Origin of the sequence: Streptomyces sp. OR43 (genome assembly GCF_008042275.1) — a bacterium.
Classification (GTDB): Bacteria; Actinomycetota; Actinomycetes; order Streptomycetales; family Streptomycetaceae; genus Streptomyces.
In genome coordinates, this window is record NZ_RDBK01000001.1 from 304,880 (window position 1) to 322,450 (window position 17,571).

Here is a 17,571-nt window from a genome sequence, read left to right on the forward strand (position 1 = left end):
CGTGATCGCCCGAGGCAACCCGCTCGACGACATCCGGGCCCTCGGCGACCCGGCGAACATCCTGGTCGTCATGAAGGACGGCGTCGCCTACAAGGACGTCGAGGGGCTCACCGCCTGAACGGACCCCGAACCGTCCCGGCCGACCGCCTTGTAGTAGAAGGTGGTCGGCTTCAGGACCCCCGCCGGGTCGGCGGCGTAGTCGGGCACGGAGCCGCACTCCGTCCAGCCGGCCGAGCGGTACAACCACTCGGCCGGACTGCCGCTCTCCGTGTCCAGGACCAGCAGCGTGACGCCGTCCTCCGCCGCCGAGCGCTCGGCCGCGTCGAGCAAGCGCCTGCCGAGTCCCTGGCCCCGCGCCGACGGACGGACCATCAGCTTGGCGACCTCCGCGCGATGGCGGGCGTTCGGCAGCGGCGCGCGGGCCAGACCGATGGTGCCCGCGATCCGCTCGGCGTCCCGGGCGATCCAGACCCGGTGCCGCCCCGCTTCCACGGACCCGGCGCGCTCACGCCACCAGCGCGCGGCGGCCTCCCGGCCGAGCGGGGCGAGGAAGCCCACGGACGATCCGCCGTCGACCGTCTCCACGAGAAGGGCGGCCAGCTCATCGGCGTACGTGACCAGTTCGGGTCCGGACACCGGAACGATCTCGGTCATGCGGCAGGTCCTTTCACGGTGCGACGATCATCAGCGCGTACCGGACCCGCTCCGGGCCCGGGCAGTGGAAACGCGAGGGGCCGCGCAGCCGGAACCGGAGACAGTCGCCCGGGCCCACCGTGTGCGCGGTGGCGTCGACGGTGACCTCCAGCGTCCCCTCCAGAACCCAGATGTGCTGCTCCAGACCGGCTACCGGCGGATGCTCGTACGCGATCACGGCACCCGCGTCGAGGAGGCCCTCGACGACCTCCGCGCGCAGCCCCGCGTGCGGAGGCGAGACGGACCGGCGGACGAAGCCCGTCGACTCGTCGCGCCATACGGCCTGACGCCCGGCGGGCACCAGCTGCGGCGGCTGCGCCTCCACCTCCAGCAGCAACCGGGACATGGTCCGCTCATGGACGCTGCACAGCCGGCCGAGCTGGCCGGCCGTCGGGCTCAGCTCGCCGCGTTCGAGCCGCGAAAGCGTCGAGCGGCTCAGCCCGCTGCGCCGGGCCAGCTCGTCCAGCGACCAGCCCCGTTCCCTCCGCAGCTCGCCCAGGCGAACCGCGAGCCCGGCCTCCACGGCCCCGGCTTCGTTTCTCATATCGGAGAGCATATCTCCATAGGGAGAGGGCGCCGGTGGGTGGCCCGGCAGGCAGGCCGGGCTTCCCCGCGCTGCCGGTAGCGCTCCGACGTGCCAGGCTTGTCCCTGAGGACGCCCGGCCGGGCGCTTCGGTCCTGCCGGGTGGTTCCGCTACCCGAGGAGGCCCACATGGCCAGTACCAGCAACCAGCCAGGGACGGCGCGGGGCGCCGCCGCGGAATCCGCCCACCCCCACCCGTTCCGGACGGGCTGGACCGCTTTCGCCGCCATCCTGATGATCTTCGGTGGGGCCATGGCGATCTTCCAGGGCATCGCGGCCATCGCCAAGGACGACGTGTTCGTCACCACCAGCAACTACGTGTTCCGGTTCAACCTGACCGGCTGGGGCTGGATCCACCTCATCCTCGGCATCGTCATCGTTCTCGCGGGCTGCGCCCTGTTCACCGGGGCGGCGTGGGCCCGTGCCGTCGGCATCGTCCTCGCCGGACTCGGCGCACTCGCCAACTTCGTCTGGCTGCCGCACTATCCGCTGTGGTCCATCGTGCTCATCGCGCTGGACGTCTTCATCATCTGGGCGCTCTGCGCGGGCGGAGACCGCCAGCGGGTCTGAGACAGAACGAGCCGCAGCCGCCGGCGACGTCGCTACGGTACGGGCGGCTTCGTGGCGAACGCCGCCGGCGGGGCGGTGATCCTGAGCGTGACGACGTAGGAGACGACCACCGAGACGATCACGAGCGGCATCACGGTGAGTCCCTGCGAACCCAGCAGCAGCGTGGCCAGCAGCACCGACGTCATCGGGAGCTTCAGCATCGCCACGCACATGGCCCCGATCCCCATGGCGAACCCCGAGGTCGGGTTCAGGCCCGGGAGATGGGAGAGCGCGAGGCCGCCCGCCGCACCGGCGAACATGGCCGGGAAGATGGGGCCGCCCCGGAAGGCGCTCAACGAGGCGCAGTAGGCCAGGCACTTGCAGACGATGAGCACCACCAGGGTGGCCGCCGAGTACCGGGCGCTGTCGGCGAGCAGTGGATCGAGCGCGTGCTCGCCCGAGTACAGCACCTGCGAGGGGGAGTTCCCGGTGATCTCGGCGTACAGGAAGGCGAGCAGCCCGACCACGAGTCCCATGACCACCGTGGCCACCACCCTGCGCCGCTCCACCCGCGGCTGAAGGAACAGCGCCAGCCGCTGGATTCCCGCCCCCGCGAGGGCGGCACCCAGCCCGAGGACGACGGCCCAGCCGAACTCGGCGGCGGTGGGGCTGTCGGCCGGCGGTACCTCGTGCAGCGCCAGGGAGTAGGTGCCGAGCCCCGTCCACGAGCCCAGGCCGGTGAAGATCAACGCACCGATCCCGGCCGCCAGGAGCCCCGGCACGAGAGCCACCCCGAGCATCAGCCCGGCCAGCCCCGACGCCTCCATCAACAGGAACGCGCCGAGGAGCGGCGAGCCCAGCAGGGCGCTGACCGCCGCGAAACTGCCCGCGGCCCCCACCACCGCGCTCGCCCCGGGATCGATGTCCGGTTTGATCAGCCGCACCGCGTACACCGCCGCACCGCCGCCCAGGGCGATGAGCGGTGCCTCGGGGCCGAGCACCGCGCCGAGGGAGAGCGACGCGATGGCCGCGAGCGCGATGCCGGGCAGCTGCGCGGCCGAGGGCGCACCGGTGCTCACCAGTCCCTCGGCCGGTTTGTGCCCGCCCTGTCCGGGGAGAAAGCGGATGGCCAGCCCCGTCAGCAGCCCCGACACACCGACCAGCGGCACCGGCCACCACGAGGGCGTCCCCGCGAAGCCGAGAGCCTTGGGCAGGTCGTCGTACGTCAGGGACTGCAGTTCGGAGACCAGGGCCAGGAAGCCGAAGGCCCCCGCCGAGATCGGCACTCCCAGGACGGCCACGATCACGAGCAGGACCGCGTAGCCCCGGGTCCGGATCAGGGCCGCGGGGTCGGGGTGCGGGGCGGCGGGCGCTCCGGCGGGTTCGGCCGACATGTGCGTTGTCTCCTCGGCTCAGGAATGCTCGTGCGGGGTCGATCGGGGTACGGGTCACGCGGTCCGGCCGGTCCCCGGCCGCGCCGCGGCGGTCAGCCGGTGAGCACGCCCGTGGGCGGACTGAGCAGGATGACGGTGTCGCCGGCACCCGGAGCGGGCGTCCCGGTGCCGGTGACCGGGGTGAGCCGCTTGTCCGGACTCACCACGAAGAGCAGCGCATGGCGGTCCGGGAGCGCGGCGGCGGCCGGCCGGACCACCACGCGGGCACCCACCTCGTACCGGCGGGCGAGCTCGGGCCCGGTGAGACCTTCACCGAACAGCGACTCACCGCCCGTGTAGGGCGCGACCACCCCGTGACTCGCCGACGGCGAGGCGAGCCGGTGGACCGAGCCGTCGACGCTCTCGCGCAGGGTCGTCGAGGCGAGGGCGTTGAAGTCGTTCTCGTCCGTGAGCAGCAGCACGCCGGTGATTCCTTCGAGCTCCGCGCCGGCCCCGGTCGCCGCGGCGAGCAGTTCACCGGGGGCCAGCGTCAGCCCGGCCTCCACGATCCGCTCCCGCTCATCCTCCGCGCCGGCCCACATCAGGACGTCCAGCCCCGCCGAGCGCAGCGCACACGCCAGGTCGACCACCCAGGGCGCGCCGCCGACGAGCAGCGGCCTGGACCGTGCCGGGCGCAGCACCCCGAGCCGCCGGGCCACCGGGAACGCCGTCAGCCCGTACAGCATCACGGTGGCGACGATCACGACGAAGGTGGCGGGCAGGATGCGTTCGGCGCCCGTCACGCCCTTGTCGATCAGCTCGGCCGAGAACGTGGACGCCGTGGCCGCGGCGACGATGCCGCGCGGAGCCATCCAGCCGATGAACCACCGTTCCCCGCCCGGCACATCGGTGCGCAGCGTCGCCAGGTGCGCCACCAGAGGTCTGGTCACCAGGACGAGCAGTCCGACCAGCGCGAGCGACGGCAGCACGACGTGCCGCAGCGACGACGGGGTGACCGTGGCCGAGATGGAGACGAACAGCAGCCCGATGATCAGTGAGACGAGCGTGTCGAAGAAGGGCCGGCGCACGGGAAGGTCCAGGCCCGGGAGATTGGCCATGGCCATTCCCATCACGACGGCGGAGATCAGCCCCGTGTCGTCACGCAGCGCGTCACAGGCCGTCGCCATGCCGATCACCGCGGCGAGCTGCACCGAGGTGGCCAGTTCCTCACTGAGCCGCGCCCGGCTGAGCAGCAGCCACAGCACGCCGGCGCCGATCGCGCCGCCGGCGACGCCCACCGCCGTACTGGCCGCGAACTCGCCCACCTGGCGCCCGAACCCCGGCCGCTCGCCCACGACAACCCCGTGGAAGACGAGCGCCCCCAGGATGCCGCCCACCGGATCGATCAGCGAGCCCTCCCAGATGAGGATGCGCTGCAGCCGCTCCGAGGGCCGGACGAAGCCGAGCAGCGGCCCGACGACGGTGGGCCCGGAGACGACGAGGATCGAGGCGAGCATCACCGCCGCCCCCATGGACATGTCCAGGACCGGTACGGCGAACAGCGCGGCGGACACCACGGTGAGCACCGTACCGAGCACGAGCAGCCGGTGCACGACCCGCCGTGTGTGGCCCTTGAGCCGCTGGAGGTCGAGGCCCAGCCCGGCGTCGTACAGAATCACCGCCACCGCCAGGGACACCAGCGGGGAGAAGGCGGCCCCCAGGAGCCGTTCGGGGCTGACGGAGTCGATGAACGCCCCGGCGGTGAACCCGACCGGCAGCAGGATGAGCAGGGCCGGGACACGCAACCGGTTCGCCAGCAGCTGCGAGGCGACTGCGAGCACCACGATCAGTCCCAGACCCACGAGCACCTGATCGGCCGTCATAGCAGCGCCTCCTCGGACGACATCCCTCCGGTGCCGCGGGCCGCGGTCGCGGCCCGCGGAACACCGCGCGCGACCACCTTCCGCGGCGGGAGCGCGGCAGGGCGGTCAGGCGCGCGCCCACCGAGGGCAGGGGGCCGCGGTATCCATCCAATGGCCTAACGACGCGAGGGGTGCGGCACGAGGACCGGCCGGCCGACCGTCACTTCTTCTTGTCGTCCCACGGCGTGCCGATCCAGCTGTCGAACGAGCGGACCACCGCGGTGAGCGCGGCCGCCAGCCGCTGGTCGACCCAGGGGGCGTGCACGACGACCCGGTCGTCGGACCGGTACTCCAGAGGGGCCTCCCGACCGGCCCGCCAGACGATGCGCCGCGGCCCGCGCGGCACATCGCCGCCGCCGCTGAAAAGGCTCGCCACGCCGATGAGGACCCACAGGGGGAACAGCGGCCACCACAGGTACCACCAGAAGACCCGGCCCTTGAGCCCGACGGCCTCCGGGCCGCCGGCCGGGGTGACGGTCCAGCGTGTGCGCAGCCCCTTGCCGGACAGGGCCTTCTCCCGCACGAACGTGCCGAGAAGCTCGCCCTGCCCGCCCCACACCTGGTACGCCGAGACGCCGTTGCCCGCCGAGGTGGTGACGAGCGTGGCCAGCCTGGTGCGGCGCTCCGGTTCGGCCCACAGCACGAAGGAACGGGCACCGTCCTTCCGCGCCGCGAGATACGCGGGTATGCCGCCCGGCGGCAGCTCGCGCTCCAGGTACGCGACCACGTGGAAGTGGCCCTGGGACGTGTCGATCACGACGTGGCCGAAGCCTTCGGCCACACCCGGCCGGGGCACGCCGCCGGCGTTCGGGTCCGTGGGCAGGGCCATCACTTTCAGGGCGTGGGTCACCTTCGAGACTCCTCCGTTGTGCGCGACCGGAAGTCGAAGGGTAGACGGGGACCTGGGACGGGCAGCGCGTGGAGTGCCCGGAGCCGTGGGGCGCGGGCGCGTGGAGGGCCCGGAACCCTGGGATGATCGACGCGTGGAGTCCCCAGAACCCGCCCCCGACGCCGAGCCGCTGCCCGGCACCGCCGCGGCCACCGGCCGCCGCCCGGTCCGCTGCCGCATGTGCGGGCGCCCGCTCACCGGCACGGCCTCGCGCCGCACCGGTCTCGGTCCCGCGTGCGACGCCAAACTGCATCCGGCTCCGCCGGACATCCGCACCCGCAGGCACGAGGTCGAACAGGACCCGCTGCCGGGCGTCTGAGGCGCGGGCCGGCGTACCCGGCCGGTCAGTCAGGACCGCTGCTCGCCCAGCCGCCGGAACAGTCCTTCCTGCACCACCGACACCAGCAGGTTGCCCTCGCGGTCGTAGATCCTGCCGCGCGCCAGCCCCCGCCCGCCGGTCGCCACCGGCGACTCCTGGTCGTACAGGAACCACTCGTCGGCCCGGAACGGCCGGTGGAACCACATCGCGTGGTCCAGCGACGCCATGTCGAAGCCGCGCGGCCCCCACAGCGGCTCCACCGGGATGCGTACCGCGTCCAGCAGTGTCATGTCGCTCGCGTACGTCAGCGCACACGTGTGGACCAGCTGGTCGTCGCCGAGCGGGCCGACCGCGCGCATCCACACCGCGCTGCGCGGGTCCGCGTCCTTGATCTCCTCCTGCGTCCAGCGCAGCCGGTCGACGTAGCGGATGTCGAAGGGCTGACGGCGCGCCATACGTTCCAGCGCCTCCGGCAGCCCGCCCAGATGCTCGCGCACCTCGTCGGCGACCGTCGGCAGCTCGTCGGGATCGGGCACCACACGGGCCGGCGGCAGCTGGTGCTCGAAACCTGCCTCCTCCGGGCGGTGGAACGACGCCGTCAGATTGAAGATGGTCCGGCCCTGCTGCACGGCCGTCACCCGGCGGGTGGTGAACGACCGGCCGTCCCGGACGCGCTCGACCTCGTAGACGATCGGCACCCCGGGACGGCCCGGCCGCAGGAAGTAGGCGTGCAGCGAATGCACCGGCCGGTCCCCGTCCGTGGTGCGGCCCGCCGCCACCAGCGCCTGCCCCGCCACCTGCCCGCCGAAGACCCGCTGCAGGGACTCCTCGGGACTGCGGCCGCGGAAGATGTTGACCTCGATCCGCTCCAGGTCGAGCAGGTCGACCAGACGCTCGGCGGGGTTCGTCATGCGGTTCTTCTCCACTCTCGCAGCGGCGCCACCGGTACGGGCGCGCTCACAACTGGCCCACGGAGGTGACCCGGACGATCGCCCGGCCCTCCTCGTCGGACGCGGCCAGGTCGACCTCGGCACTGATGCCCCAGTCATGGTCGCCGTTCGGGTCGGCGAACGTCTGCCGGACGCGCCACAGGCCGTGCTCGGCATCCTCGTCGATCTTCAGCAGCTTCGGCCCGCGGGCGTCAGGACCGGTGCCCAGCTCCTCGTACTCGTCCCAGTACGCGTCCATCGCCTCGCCCCACGCGTCCTCGTCCCAGCCCGCGTCCCCGTCCAGCTCGCCCAGATCGCGGACCCGGTCCAGCGCGGCCAGCTCGACCCGGCGGAACATCGCGTTGCGCACCAGCACCCGGAAGGCGCGCGCGTTGGCCGTGACCGGCTTGACCTCGTCCGCGCGCTCCTGCGCCTGCTCCGCCGTCTCCACCTCGGGGTTGGCGAGCTGCTCCCACTCGTCGAGGAGGCTGGAGTCGACCTGACGGACCATCTCCCCGAGCCAGGCGATGAGGTCCTCCAGGTCCTCGGACTTGATGTCGTCCGGGATGGTGTGCTCCAGCGCCTTGTACGCGCTCGCGAGATACCGCAGCACGATGCCCTCGGTGCGGGCCAGCTCGTAGTTCGACGTGAACTCCGTGAACGTCATCGCGCGTTCGTACATGTCGCGGATCACCGACTTCGGCGACACCGGGTGGTCGCTCACCCACGGGTGGCTCTGGCGGTAGACGTCGTAGGCGTGCCACAGCAGTTCGCTCAGCGGCTTCGGGTACGTGACGTCCTGGAGGAGCTCCATCCGCTCCTCGTACTCGATGCCGTCGGCCTTCATCTGCCCGACCGCCTCACCACGCGCCTTGTTCTGCTGCGCGGCGAGGATCTGACGCGGGTCGTCGAGCGTCGACTCCACGACCGAGACCATGTCCAGTGCGTACGAGGGCGAGTCGGCGTCCAGCAGCTCGAACGCGGCCAGCGCGAACGTGGACAGCGGCTGGTTCAGCGCGAAGTCCTGCTGGAGATCGACGGTGAGCCGCACGATGCGGCCCTCGGCGTCCGGCTTGTCCAGCCGCTCCACCACGCCGCCGTCCAGCAGCGACCGGTAGATCGCGATCGCCCGCCGGATGTGGCGCAGCTGCGCCTTGCGGGGCTCGTGGTTGTCCTCCAGCAGATGCCGCATCGCGTCGAAGGCGTTGCCGGGACGCGCGATCACCGAGAGCAGCATGGTGTGCGTGACCCGGAAACGGGAGGTCAGCGGCTCCGGATCGGACTGGATGAGCTTGTCGAAGGTGGTCTCGGACCAGGCGACGAAGCCCTCGGGGGCCTTCTTGCGGACGACCTTGCGCTTCTTCTTCGGGTCGTCGCCGGCCTTCTTGACCGCCTTCTCGTTCTCCACGACATGCTCGGGGGCCTGCGCCACGACGAAGCCCGCCGTGTCGAAGCCCGCCCGCCCGGCCCGGCCCGCGATCTGGTGGAACTCACGGGCCCGCAGGGTCCGGACCCGGGTGCCGTCGTACTTGGTGAGGGCGGTGAACAGCACGGTGCGGATCGGCACGTTGACGCCGACGCCGAGCGTGTCCGTACCGCAGATGACCTTCAGGAGCCCCGCCTGGGCGAGCTTCTCGACCAGCCGCCGGTACTTCGGCAGCATGCCCGCGTGGTGCACACCGATGCCGTGGCGTACGTAACGGGAGAGGTTCTGGCCGAACTTGGTGGTGAAGCGGAAGTTGCCGATGAGATCGGCGATCTTCTCCTTCTCCTCCTTGGTGCACATGTTGATGCTCATCAGCGACTGCGCCCGCTCGACGGCCGCGGCCTGCGTGAAGTGCACGATGTAGACCGGCGACTGCCGGGTGTCCAGGAGCTCGGTGATCGTCTCGGTGATCGGCGTCAGCCGGTACTCGTAGCTGAGCGGGACCGGCCGGGTCGCCGAGCGCACCACGGAGGTGGGGCGGCCGGTGCGGCGCGTCAGGTCCTCCTCGAACATCCGGACGTCACCGAGCGTGGCCGACATCAGGACGAACTGGGCCTGCGGCAGCTCCAGGATCGGGATCTGCCACGCCCAGCCGCGGTCCTGCTCCGCGTAGAAGTGGAACTCGTCCATGACGACCTGGCCGATGTCCGCGTACTTCCCGTCACGCAGCGCGATGGACGCCAGCACCTCGGCGGTGCAGCAGATCACCGGGGCGTCGGCGTTGACCGAGGCGTCTCCGGTGAGCATGCCGACGTTCTCCGTACCGAACAGCTTGCACAGGTCGAAGAACTTCTCCGAGACCAGAGCCTTGATCGGAGCGGTGTAGAAGGTGACCTTGTCCTGGGCCAGCGCGGTGAAGTGCGCACCCGCCGCGACCAGGCTCTTTCCGGACCCGGTGGGCGTGGAAAGGATCACGTTGGCCCCGGAGACCACCTCGATCAGCGCCTCCTCCTGAGCAGGATAGAGAGTGATCCCCTGCGTCTCGGTCCATGACGAGAAGGCCTCGAAGAGGGCGTCGGGGTCGTCGGTCGGGGGCAGCTGATCGATAAGGGTCACGCCCCCATCTTGCCTGTCTTCCACCCCGATGAGGGAACCGGACGACGGTACGAAGATCACGGACGATACGCTGCCCACTCAACTCGGCCGCACCACAACGATGATGGCCGGAACATGTGCACGGGCGACGCCTGTCGCACCTCACGACACCTACGGGGGCGGAAACAGCCATGATGGGACCGGCACACTCTCTGTCAGGGGCAGCGGCCTGGCTGGGGGTGGGCGCGGCGGCGGCTGCCGCGGGCCACACCATGCCGTGGCCCGTCCTGGTCGTCGGCGCGCTGATCACCGCAGGCGCGGCGCTCGCCCCGGACCTCGACCACAAGTCGGCGACCATCTCGCGCGCCTTCGGGCCGGTCTCCCGCGGACTCTGCGAGATCGTCGACAAGCTCTCGCACGCCGTCTACAAGGCCACCAAGATGCGGGGCGACTCGAACCGCAACGGGGGCCACCGGACGCTCACGCACACCTGGCTGTGGGCGGTCCTGATAGGAGCGGGCGCCTCCGCGGCGGCGATCACCGGCGGCCGGTGGGCGGTGCTGGCGATCCTCTTCGTCCACCTGGTGCTCGCCGTCGAGGGACTGCTCTGGCGGGCTGCCCGGATGTCCAGCGACGTCCTGGTGTGGCTGCTCGGAGCGACCAGCGCATGGATTCTCGCGGGCGTTTTGGACAAGCCGGGCAACGGCTCGGACTGGCTCTTCAACGCCCCCGGCCAGGAGTACCTCTGGCTCGGTCTGCCCATCGTGCTCGGCGCCCTCGTCCACGACATCGGCGACGCGCTGACCGTGTCCGGCTGCCCGATCCTCTGGCCGATCCCGGTCGGCCGCAAGCGCTGGTACCCGATCGGTCCGCCGAAGGCCATGCGGTTCAGGGCCGGCAGCTGGGTGGAGCTGAAGGTGCTGATGCCGGTGTTCATGGTGCTCGGGGGAGTGGGCGGGGCCGCCGCCATGAACTTCATCTGACGGCCGGCGGTCCGCCCCGCGCCTACACGGGCGCGGGAGGGACCAGGCGGCCGTGCGAGATGAGGGAGGCGGCCTGCTTGAGCCGGCGCACCCGGATGCTGACCCCGTAGGCGTCGACCCCGGGGGTGGCGGCGAGGCGCGTGGTCAGATAGCGGTAGAACTCCTCGGCGTCGCGGCAGATGACGATGGCCATCACGTTGTGGTCGCCACTGGTGGCCGCGGCGAACGCGACCTCGTCGTGGCCGGCGATCTCGTCTCCGGCGCGCTCCAGCCGGGCCGGGGCGACGCGGAGCCAGAGGGTGGCGTTGAGAGCGAACCCGAGGTGTTCCGGCAGCAGGTCGATGTCGTACGCGAGGGTGCCGGACGTCTCCAGGGCTTCCAGCCTGCGGGCGACGCGGCCCTTGGACCAGCCGGTGGCTTCGGCCAGTTGTGTGTGCGAGGTACGGCCGTCCTCGGCGAGGGCGTCGAGCAGCCGTCCTCCGCGGTGAGGGGAAGGAGCCGGCCGTCCGGGACCGGGGACGGGCTGCCCGCCAGCAGCTGTTCCTGCTCGGCGGTGAGATGCCCGCCGTAGCCCGTCCAGCCGGCCGTGCGAGGGTCGCCGAAGGGATGGATGAGCAGATCGATGCTGACGTCGAGGACGGCCGTGGACCGGGGCAGCTGCTGGAGCAGCATGTCCGCGCGCGGGGCGTGGAGCGGTGAGCGGATGACGCAGATGATCTCCGAGCCGCCCGAGGCGATGCCCACGTAGGCGATGTCGGGCCGCCGGGCCAGAGCGTCGGCGAGCGGAGCGACCCGGTCGGGACGGCAGCGGATACGGGCGACCCACTGAGCCTCACCATGTACGGCCGGATCGACCAGGCCCACGACCCGCATCACGCCCGCCCGGCGCAGGGCCTGATAGCGGCGGGCCGCCGTCTGTTCCGACACCCCGCCCACCTCGCCGATGAGCCGGAACGGGGCGCGCGGCGCGCGATGGAGCGTGCGGAGGATTCTCATGTCCACGTCGTCGATCACGGTGGAAGTGTGACATGCGGACGCATGGACATGGAGGTTTGTGCCCGTGGACCCGGCTCGCTTCGTTGATTCGGCGTCGTGTCGTCGATGCTGGGGTCCGATCCGGCACCGTTCCCGGTAGGGGGCGCGAGGGCCGGGAGACGTCGGCCCTCGCTCCGGACAGGACATCAACCGCGGCGCACCGCGTCGCAGAGGAGTACTTCCTTGAACGTCACACCCGCGGCGAGCAGCCGGCCCGACCGGCGGGCGGCCACGCTCGTCATGGCCTGCCTGGGCGTCTTCGTCGCCTACCTGCCGGTGACCACCGTCGCCGTCAGCCTGCCCGCCATCCAGGCGGCGCTCGACGCGTCGACGGCCCAACTGTCCTGGGTCCAGGACGCGTTCGTTCTGCCCATGGCCGCGTTCATCCTGACCGCCGGAGTGGTGGGCGACGTCCACGGGCGCAAGAAGGTGTTCCAGGCAGGCCTGTTGTTCTCCGCCGCCGGCGCCGCCGTCGCGCTGTCCGCCCCGTCGATCGAGGTGCTCTGGGCCGGCCAGGCACTCGCCGGACTCGGCGCCGCCGCACTGCTCCCCACCACCCTGGCCCTGATCAGCCACGCGGTGCCCGACCACCGGGAGCGCGGCAAGTTCATCGGCCTGTGGGCCACCTCGCTCCTGCTGGCGCTGGCCATCGGCCCGCTGATCGCCGGACTGGTCCTGGAGCACGCGGACTGGCGGTGGATCTACCTCCTGGTCATTCCCGTCTCCCTCGTCGCGACGGTCTTCGCCGCGCGGCTGCTGACGGACTCGCGTGCCCCGCACGGGCGCCGGCTCGACTGGCCGGGCCAGATCACCGCCGCCGTCGCGATCACCGCTCTGGTGTACGGCGTGATCGAGGGCGGTGCCGGTTCCTTCACCGACGCCCAGGTCCTGGTGGCGTTGTTCATCGCCGTGGCCGGCGCGGCGGCCTTCGTCGGGGCGGAGCGGCGCAGCGACAGCCCGATGCTGGACCTGGCCCTGTTCCGCAGCCCGGCGTTCACGGCCACCACCCTGGTCGCGATGATCACCTTCCTGGGCCTCATCGGCTTCTTCTTCCTGCTGAGCCTCTACTTCGGCCTGGTGCAGCAGCTCGACACCCTTCAGGCCGCCTGGCGCCTGTTCGTGGTCACCGCCGCCTCCATCGTCGTCGGCGGTCCCGTCTCACGCCTCATGCACCGCGTTCCCGCCCGGACCCTGATCACCGCCGGGCTGCTCGTCGTCTCCGGCGCGCTGCTCTCGATGACCACCCTCGACGCGGACACGTCGTTCGCTTCCATCGCGTGGCGGCTGGCCCTGCTGGGCATCGGGATGGGCGGCATCCTGACGCCCATGACAGCCACCGCGGTTGCCTCCGTCCCCCAGCACCTGGCCGGCATGGCCGCAGCCGGCAACAACGCCTTCCGCCAGATCGGCGGCGCGCTGGGCCCCGCCGTTCTCGGCGCCCTCCTCACCTCCCGCGCCCTGGACACCTTCCCCGCCCATCTCGCGGACGCGGGGATCTCCGGTGCCGGCCGTCAGCACATAGCGGACACCGCCCGCGAGGGAGGCCTCGGCGCGGTCGCCCAGATGAACCTGGGCGCACAGACCGGCCAGGCCCTGGGCGCGATGGGCGACGCCTTCCTCGACGGCCTCCGGCTCTGCCTGATCGTCGCCGCGGCCCTCACGCTGCTCGCCGCGCTGGTGTCCGCGGTCCTGCTCCGGCCGCGCACGTCGTCCGCCGCCACGGTGAAGGTCGCCGCGCAGTCCGCTCCCGGCAGCGCCACGCCCGACGCGGTCACACCCGCGGGCGGCGGCGACCCGGTCACGGTGCGGCGAACCGGCTGACGGCACCACCGCGACACCGCGACCCGGTCACGTGCGGCGAACCGGCTGACGGCACCACCGCGACCCGGCCGACCGCGACAGCCTCCGGGATGGCATACCGCGATGGCATACGGCGGGCGGGCTCAGGATCGAGCCCGCCCGCCGTATGCCATGAGCACGGCCCGGTCAGCCGTGCCAGGACCGCCACAGCGCCGCGTACGCGCCGTCCGCCGCCACCAGCTCGTCATGGCTGCCCAGCTCGCTGATCCGGCCCTGCTCGACGACGGCGATCACGTCCGCGTCGTGCGCCGTGTGCAGCCGGTGGGCGATCGCCACGACCGTACGCCCGTCCAGCACCCGGGCGAGCGATCGCTCCAGATGCCGGGCCGCGCGCGGATCGAGCAGCGACGTCGCCTCGTCCAGGACCAGCGTGTGCGGGTCGGCCAGCACCAGCCGCGCCAGCGCGATCTGCTGCGCCTGCGCCGGGGTGAGGACCAGGCCGCCCGACCCGACCTCGGCATCCAGCCCCTCGTCGAGGGCCCTCGCCCAGCCGTCCGCGTCGACCGCGGCCAGCGAGGCCCACAGCTCCGCGTCACCGGCGCCGGTACGGGCGAGGCGCAGGTTGTCCCGCAGCGAGCCGACGAACACATGGTGCTCCTGATTGACCAGGGCCACGTGCGTACGGACTCGCTCCGCCGTCATCTGTGACAACTCCGCACCGCCCAGCGTCACTTCGCCGGTCCGCGGGGCATAGATCCCGGCCAGCAGCCGGCCCAGCGTGGACTTGCCCGCACCGGACGGACCCACCAGCGCCATCCGCGTACCCGGAGCCACATCCAGCGACACCTTGTGCAGCACGTCGAGACCGGCCCGGTAGCCGAAACGCACCTCGTCGGCGCGCACCTCGCGGCCGTCCGGCGCCACGCCCGCGTCACCGGCGTCCGGCTCGATCTCCCGGACCCCCACGAGCCGGGCCAGTGACACCTGGGCGACCTGCAACTCGTCGTACCAGCGCAGGATCAGGCCGATCGGATCGACCATCATCTGCGCGAGCAGCGCACCCGTCGTCAGCTGACCGACGGTGAGCCACCCCTCGATGACGAACCAGCCGCCGAGCATCAGGACCGCGCCGAGAATCGTCACGTACGTGGCGTTGATGACGGGGAACAGCACCGACCGCAGGAACAGCGTGTACCGCTCCCACGCGGTCCACTCCTTGATCCGCCGGTCCGACAGGGCGACCCGCCGCGCCCCCAGCCGGTGCGCCTCCACGGTCCGTCCGGCATCGACCGTCTCCGCGAGCATCGCCGCGACCGCCGCGTATCCGGCCGCCTCCGAGCGGTACGCCGACGGGGCCCGGCGGAAGTACCAGCGACAGCCGATGATCAGCACCGGCAGCGCGACGAGCACCGACAGCGCCAGCGGAGGAGCGGTGACGGCCAGCGCGGCGAGCAGCAGCCCCGCCCACACCACACCGATGGCCAGTTGCGGCACCGCCTCGCGCATCGCGTTGGCGAGCCGGTCGATGTCCGTGGTGATCCGGGACAGCAGGTCTCCCGTGCCGGCCCGCTCCAGCACGCCCGGAGGCAGCCGGACCGACCGTACGAGGAAGTCCTCACGCAGATCGGCCAGCATCTCCTCGCCCAGCATCGCGCTGCGCAGCCGCATCATCCGGGTGACCACGGTCTGGATGACGAGCGCCAGCGCGAACACCGCGGCGGTGCGCTGCAGATGAAGGTCGGTGACCCCGTCGGACAGGTCCTCGACCAGCCCTCCGAGCAGGTACGGGCCCACGATCGACGCGACCACCGCCACGCAGTTGAGCGCCGTGACCACGACGAACGGCCGCCGGTGGCGCCGCATCAGCTCCCGGACGTAGGTCCGGACGGTCGTGGGGGTGCCGACCGGCAGGGTGGTCGCCGACTCCGGGGCGGCCGGGTCGTACGACGGTGGTGCGAGGCCGGTCATGCCCTCTCCTCGATTTCCTCGATCGTGCCGATCGTGTCGATGTCCTGGGTCGGGTCCGGTGCCGACGCGGCGATCTCGTCGTCGGTCTCCCGGGTGACGACCGCGCGGTAGAGCGGTTCGTCACGCAGTAGTTCACGGTGGGTGCCGACCGCCACCACGGTCCCGCCGTGGACCAGCGCGACCCGGTCCGCCAGGTCGAGCAGCAGCGGTGACGAGGCGAACGCCACCGTCGTACGGTTCTTGCGCAGCGCCTTGACTCCCTCGGCGACCCGCGCCTCGGTGTGCGAGTCGACGGCGGACGTCGGCTCGTCGAGCACCAGCGCCTCGGGATCGGTCACCAGCGACCGCGCCAGGGCGAGCCGCTGCCGCTGGCCGCCGGACAACGACCGGCCGCGCTCGGTGATCCGGGTGTTCATGGGGTCGCCTTCGGTATCGGCGGACGCCTGGGCGAGCGCGTCCAGGACATCGCCGCACTGCGCGGCAGCCAGCGCGTCAGCGGCGGCCACGCGCCCGGACGACGGCACGTCCAGCAGTTCCCGCAGCGTTCCGGAGAGCAGCACCGGGTCCTTGTCCTGGACCAGTACGGCGGTCCGGGCCGCATCCAGCTCCAGCTCGTCCAGGGGTACGCCCCCGAGCAGGACCGACGGCGCCGCGGGAGCCTCGGCCTCCTCGGCCTCGCCCTCCTTCGCCACGGCCGGCTGGGCATGGCCGCCTAGCCGGTCCGCGAGGCGCCCCGCCTCGTCCGGGTCGCCGCAGACCACAGCGGTGAACAGGCCTTCCGGAGCCAGCAGCCCCGTGACCGGGTCGTACAGGTCACCGGTCGCAACGGCGTCCACGGTGGACGGCCGGGCCACCCGGCTCAGCGAGAGGACCCGGACCGCACGCTGGGCGGACGGCCGGGAGAAGGAGTACGCCATGGCGATCTCCTCGAAGTGCCGCAACGGGAACAGCATCAGCGTCGCCGCGCTGTACACCGTCACGAGCTGGCCGACGTCGATCTTCCCGTCCCGGGCCAGCGCCGCGCCGTAGGTGACCAGCGAGATCAGCAGCACGCCCGGCAGGAGTACCTGGATCGCCGAGATCAGCGACCACATCCGCGCACTGCGCACGGCGGCCTTGCGGACCTCCTGGGAGGCGCGCCGGTAGCGGCCGAGGAACAGTTCCTCGCCGCCGATGCCGCGCAGCACGCGAAGTCCGGCCACCGTGTCCGAGGCCAGCTCGGTGGCCTTTCCGGCCTTCTCTCGCTGGACGTCGGCGCGGCGCGTGGCCCGGGGCAGGAGCGGCAGTACGGCCAGGGCGAGCAGGGGCATCGCGAGCGCCACGAGCACGCCGAGGGAGGGCAGATAGAGGACGAGCCCGACACAGATGATGACGAGGGCCGCGGCGGCCGCGACGAAGCGGGAGAGCGCCTCGACGAACCAGCCGATCTTCTCCACGTCGCCGGTGGACACCGCGACGACCTCGCCCGCGGCGACCCTGCGCGTCAGTGCCGAGCCGAGCTCCGCGGTCTTGCGGGCCAGCAGTTGCTGGACCCTGGCGGCAGCGGTGATCCAGTTGGTGACGGCGGTCCGGTGAAGCATCGTGTCGCCCACCGCGATCAGCACACCGAGCACCGCGATCATGCCGCCGGCCAGCGCCAGCCGTCCGCCGGACCGGTCGACGACCGACTGGACGGCGAACCCCACGGCGAGCGGCAGCCCCGCGATGGAGCACTGGTGCAGCAGACCCCACGCCATGGACTTGAGCTGTCCGCGGATCTGGTTGCGGCCGAGCCAGAGCAGGAAGCGGGGGCCCGACCGGACATCGGGATCGCCGGGATCCGCATACGGAAGATCGCGAATGTGCATGATGTCCCAAAAGATCGGAAGGAGCTGAGATCCGCGAGGATCTCCAGAAACACGTGGGGGAGGCGTGTGGGGGGACCAAACCGTCCAAGCCTCGCTCTCCGCAGGAGCTGAGGCAAACCCTTTTAGGGCGGGCCGGGGCGGCCAGTGGCGGGTGGGCCCC

General features: G+C 71.9%; 14 protein-coding genes and 1 pseudogene. 4 read left to right on the forward strand and 11 right to left on the reverse strand.

Annotated features, from left to right (window positions below; translation table 11 throughout):
* Positions 1 to 87: 87 nt before the first annotated feature.
* Both EAO72_RS01430 and EAO72_RS01435 read right to left on the reverse strand, forming a co-directional pair.
* Entirely contained in the window at positions 88 to 654 is a 567-nt protein-coding gene (locus EAO72_RS01430; RefSeq protein WP_148015335.1) for a GNAT family N-acetyltransferase, read from the reverse strand.
* A 13-nt stretch (positions 655 to 667) separates the two neighbouring features.
* Entirely contained in the window at positions 668 to 1,237 is a 570-nt protein-coding gene (locus EAO72_RS01435; RefSeq protein ID WP_148015336.1) for a helix-turn-helix domain-containing protein, read from the reverse strand.
* Between the two features lie 168 nt (positions 1,238 to 1,405).
* Here EAO72_RS01435 and EAO72_RS01440 point away from each other — a divergent pair, with 168 nt between their 5' ends.
* On the forward strand, positions 1,406 to 1,846 hold the full coding sequence (locus EAO72_RS01440) for a DUF7144 family membrane protein (protein WP_148015337.1): 441 nt from the start codon (positions 1,406 to 1,408) through the stop codon (positions 1,844 to 1,846).
* A 32-nt stretch (positions 1,847 to 1,878) separates the two neighbouring features.
* Here the strand turns inward: EAO72_RS01440 and EAO72_RS01445 are convergent, their stop codons facing one another.
* The 3 genes from EAO72_RS01445 to EAO72_RS01455 all read right to left on the reverse strand — a co-directional run bounded on the left by EAO72_RS01445 (position 1,879) and on the right by EAO72_RS01455 (position 5,970).
* The gene (locus tag EAO72_RS01445) at positions 1,879 to 3,219 is read right to left on the reverse strand and encodes a chloride channel protein (protein ID WP_148015338.1); all 1,341 of its coding nucleotides are present in this window, start codon (positions 3,217 to 3,219) and stop codon (positions 1,879 to 1,881) included.
* Between the two features lie 92 nt (positions 3,220 to 3,311).
* Positions 3,312 to 5,081, reverse strand: coding sequence for a cation:proton antiporter (locus EAO72_RS01450; RefSeq protein WP_148015339.1), 1,770 nt, complete (start codon positions 5,079 to 5,081; stop codon positions 3,312 to 3,314).
* A gap of 199 nt (positions 5,082 to 5,280) precedes the next feature.
* A complete protein-coding gene (locus tag EAO72_RS01455; RefSeq protein WP_261991265.1) occupies positions 5,281 to 5,970 on the reverse strand; it encodes a hypothetical protein in 690 nt (229 codons plus the stop codon).
* 133 nt (positions 5,971 to 6,103) lie between these two features.
* On the opposite strand from EAO72_RS01455, the gene EAO72_RS01460 reads away from it, so the two are divergent.
* Positions 6,104 to 6,328, forward strand: coding sequence for a DUF6011 domain-containing protein (locus EAO72_RS01460; protein ID WP_148015340.1), 225 nt, complete (start codon positions 6,104 to 6,106; stop codon positions 6,326 to 6,328).
* 29 nt (positions 6,329 to 6,357) lie between these two features.
* Here EAO72_RS01460 and EAO72_RS01465 read toward each other — a convergent pair whose 3' ends face one another.
* Together EAO72_RS01465 and EAO72_RS01470 are read right to left on the reverse strand one after the other, a co-directional pair.
* Positions 6,358 to 7,239, reverse strand: coding sequence for an acyl-CoA thioesterase (locus EAO72_RS01465; protein ID WP_148015341.1), 882 nt, complete (start codon positions 7,237 to 7,239; stop codon positions 6,358 to 6,360).
* A gap of 46 nt (positions 7,240 to 7,285) precedes the next feature.
* Positions 7,286 to 9,799 (reverse strand): DEAD/DEAH box helicase, encoded by a 2,514-nt coding sequence (locus EAO72_RS01470; RefSeq protein ID WP_148015342.1) that lies wholly within the window; start codon positions 9,797 to 9,799, stop codon positions 7,286 to 7,288.
* Between the two features lie 170 nt (positions 9,800 to 9,969).
* Between EAO72_RS01470 and EAO72_RS01475 the strand changes: the two genes are divergently transcribed.
* A complete protein-coding gene (locus EAO72_RS01475; protein ID WP_148015343.1) occupies positions 9,970 to 10,761 on the forward strand; it encodes a metal-dependent hydrolase in 792 nt (263 codons plus the stop codon).
* A 22-nt stretch (positions 10,762 to 10,783) separates the two neighbouring features.
* On the opposite strand, the gene EAO72_RS01480 is transcribed toward EAO72_RS01475, so the two are convergent.
* The gene (locus EAO72_RS01480) at positions 10,784 to 11,587 is read right to left on the reverse strand and encodes an Lrp/AsnC family transcriptional regulator (RefSeq protein WP_261991279.1); all 804 of its coding nucleotides are present in this window, start codon (positions 11,585 to 11,587) and stop codon (positions 10,784 to 10,786) included.
* Positions 11,588 to 11,694: 107 nt separating this feature from the next.
* A pseudogene (locus EAO72_RS43735) lies at positions 11,695 to 11,943 on the reverse strand (hypothetical protein); the annotation flags it as partial.
* 93 nt (positions 11,944 to 12,036) lie between these two features.
* On the opposite strand from EAO72_RS43735, the gene EAO72_RS01485 reads away from it, so the two are divergent.
* Complete coding sequence (locus tag EAO72_RS01485) at positions 12,037 to 13,617, forward strand: MFS transporter (protein WP_148015523.1); 1,581 nt, start codon at positions 12,037 to 12,039, stop codon at positions 13,615 to 13,617.
* Between the two features lie 165 nt (positions 13,618 to 13,782).
* Here the strand turns inward: EAO72_RS01485 and EAO72_RS01490 are convergent, their stop codons facing one another.
* Together EAO72_RS01490 and EAO72_RS01495 are read right to left on the reverse strand one after the other, a co-directional pair.
* On the reverse strand, positions 13,783 to 15,564 hold the full coding sequence (locus tag EAO72_RS01490; RefSeq protein WP_148015344.1) for an ABC transporter ATP-binding protein: 1,782 nt from the start codon (positions 15,562 to 15,564) through the stop codon (positions 13,783 to 13,785).
* Positions 15,561 to 17,411 carry an ABC transporter transmembrane domain-containing protein gene (locus EAO72_RS01495; RefSeq protein WP_148015345.1) on the reverse strand — a complete coding sequence of 617 codons (1,851 nt, stop codon included), beginning with the start codon at positions 17,409 to 17,411 and terminating at the stop codon, positions 15,561 to 15,563. The genes EAO72_RS01490 and EAO72_RS01495 overlap by 4 nt, the downstream gene beginning before the upstream one ends.
* Positions 17,412 to 17,571: the final 160 nt, after the last annotated feature.

Coding starts and splice junctions, on each gene's coding strand:
- EAO72_RS01485 (WP_148015523.1), top strand. CDS start 12,037: ATGGCCTGCCTGGGCGTCTTCGTCGCCTACCTGCCGGTGACCACCGTC.
- EAO72_RS01465 (WP_148015341.1), bottom strand. CDS start 7,239: ATGACGAACCCCGCCGAGCGTCTGGTCGACCTGCTCGACCTGGAGCGG.
- EAO72_RS01495 (WP_148015345.1), bottom strand. CDS start 17,411: ATGCACATTCGCGATCTTCCGTATGCGGATCCCGGCGATCCCGATGTC.
- EAO72_RS01430 (WP_148015335.1), bottom strand. CDS start 654: ATGACCGAGATCGTTCCGGTGTCCGGACCCGAACTGGTCACGTACGCC.
- EAO72_RS01440 (WP_148015337.1), top strand. CDS start 1,406: ATGGCCAGTACCAGCAACCAGCCAGGGACGGCGCGGGGCGCCGCCGCG.
- EAO72_RS01475 (WP_148015343.1), top strand. CDS start 9,970: ATGATGGGACCGGCACACTCTCTGTCAGGGGCAGCGGCCTGGCTGGGG.
- EAO72_RS01445 (WP_148015338.1), bottom strand. CDS start 3,219: ATGTCGGCCGAACCCGCCGGAGCGCCCGCCGCCCCGCACCCCGACCCC.
- EAO72_RS01450 (WP_148015339.1), bottom strand. CDS start 5,081: ATGACGGCCGATCAGGTGCTCGTGGGTCTGGGACTGATCGTGGTGCTC.
- EAO72_RS01490 (WP_148015344.1), bottom strand. CDS start 15,564: ATGACCGGCCTCGCACCACCGTCGTACGACCCGGCCGCCCCGGAGTCG.
- EAO72_RS01435 (WP_148015336.1), bottom strand. CDS start 1,237: ATGAGAAACGAAGCCGGGGCCGTGGAGGCCGGGCTCGCGGTTCGCCTG.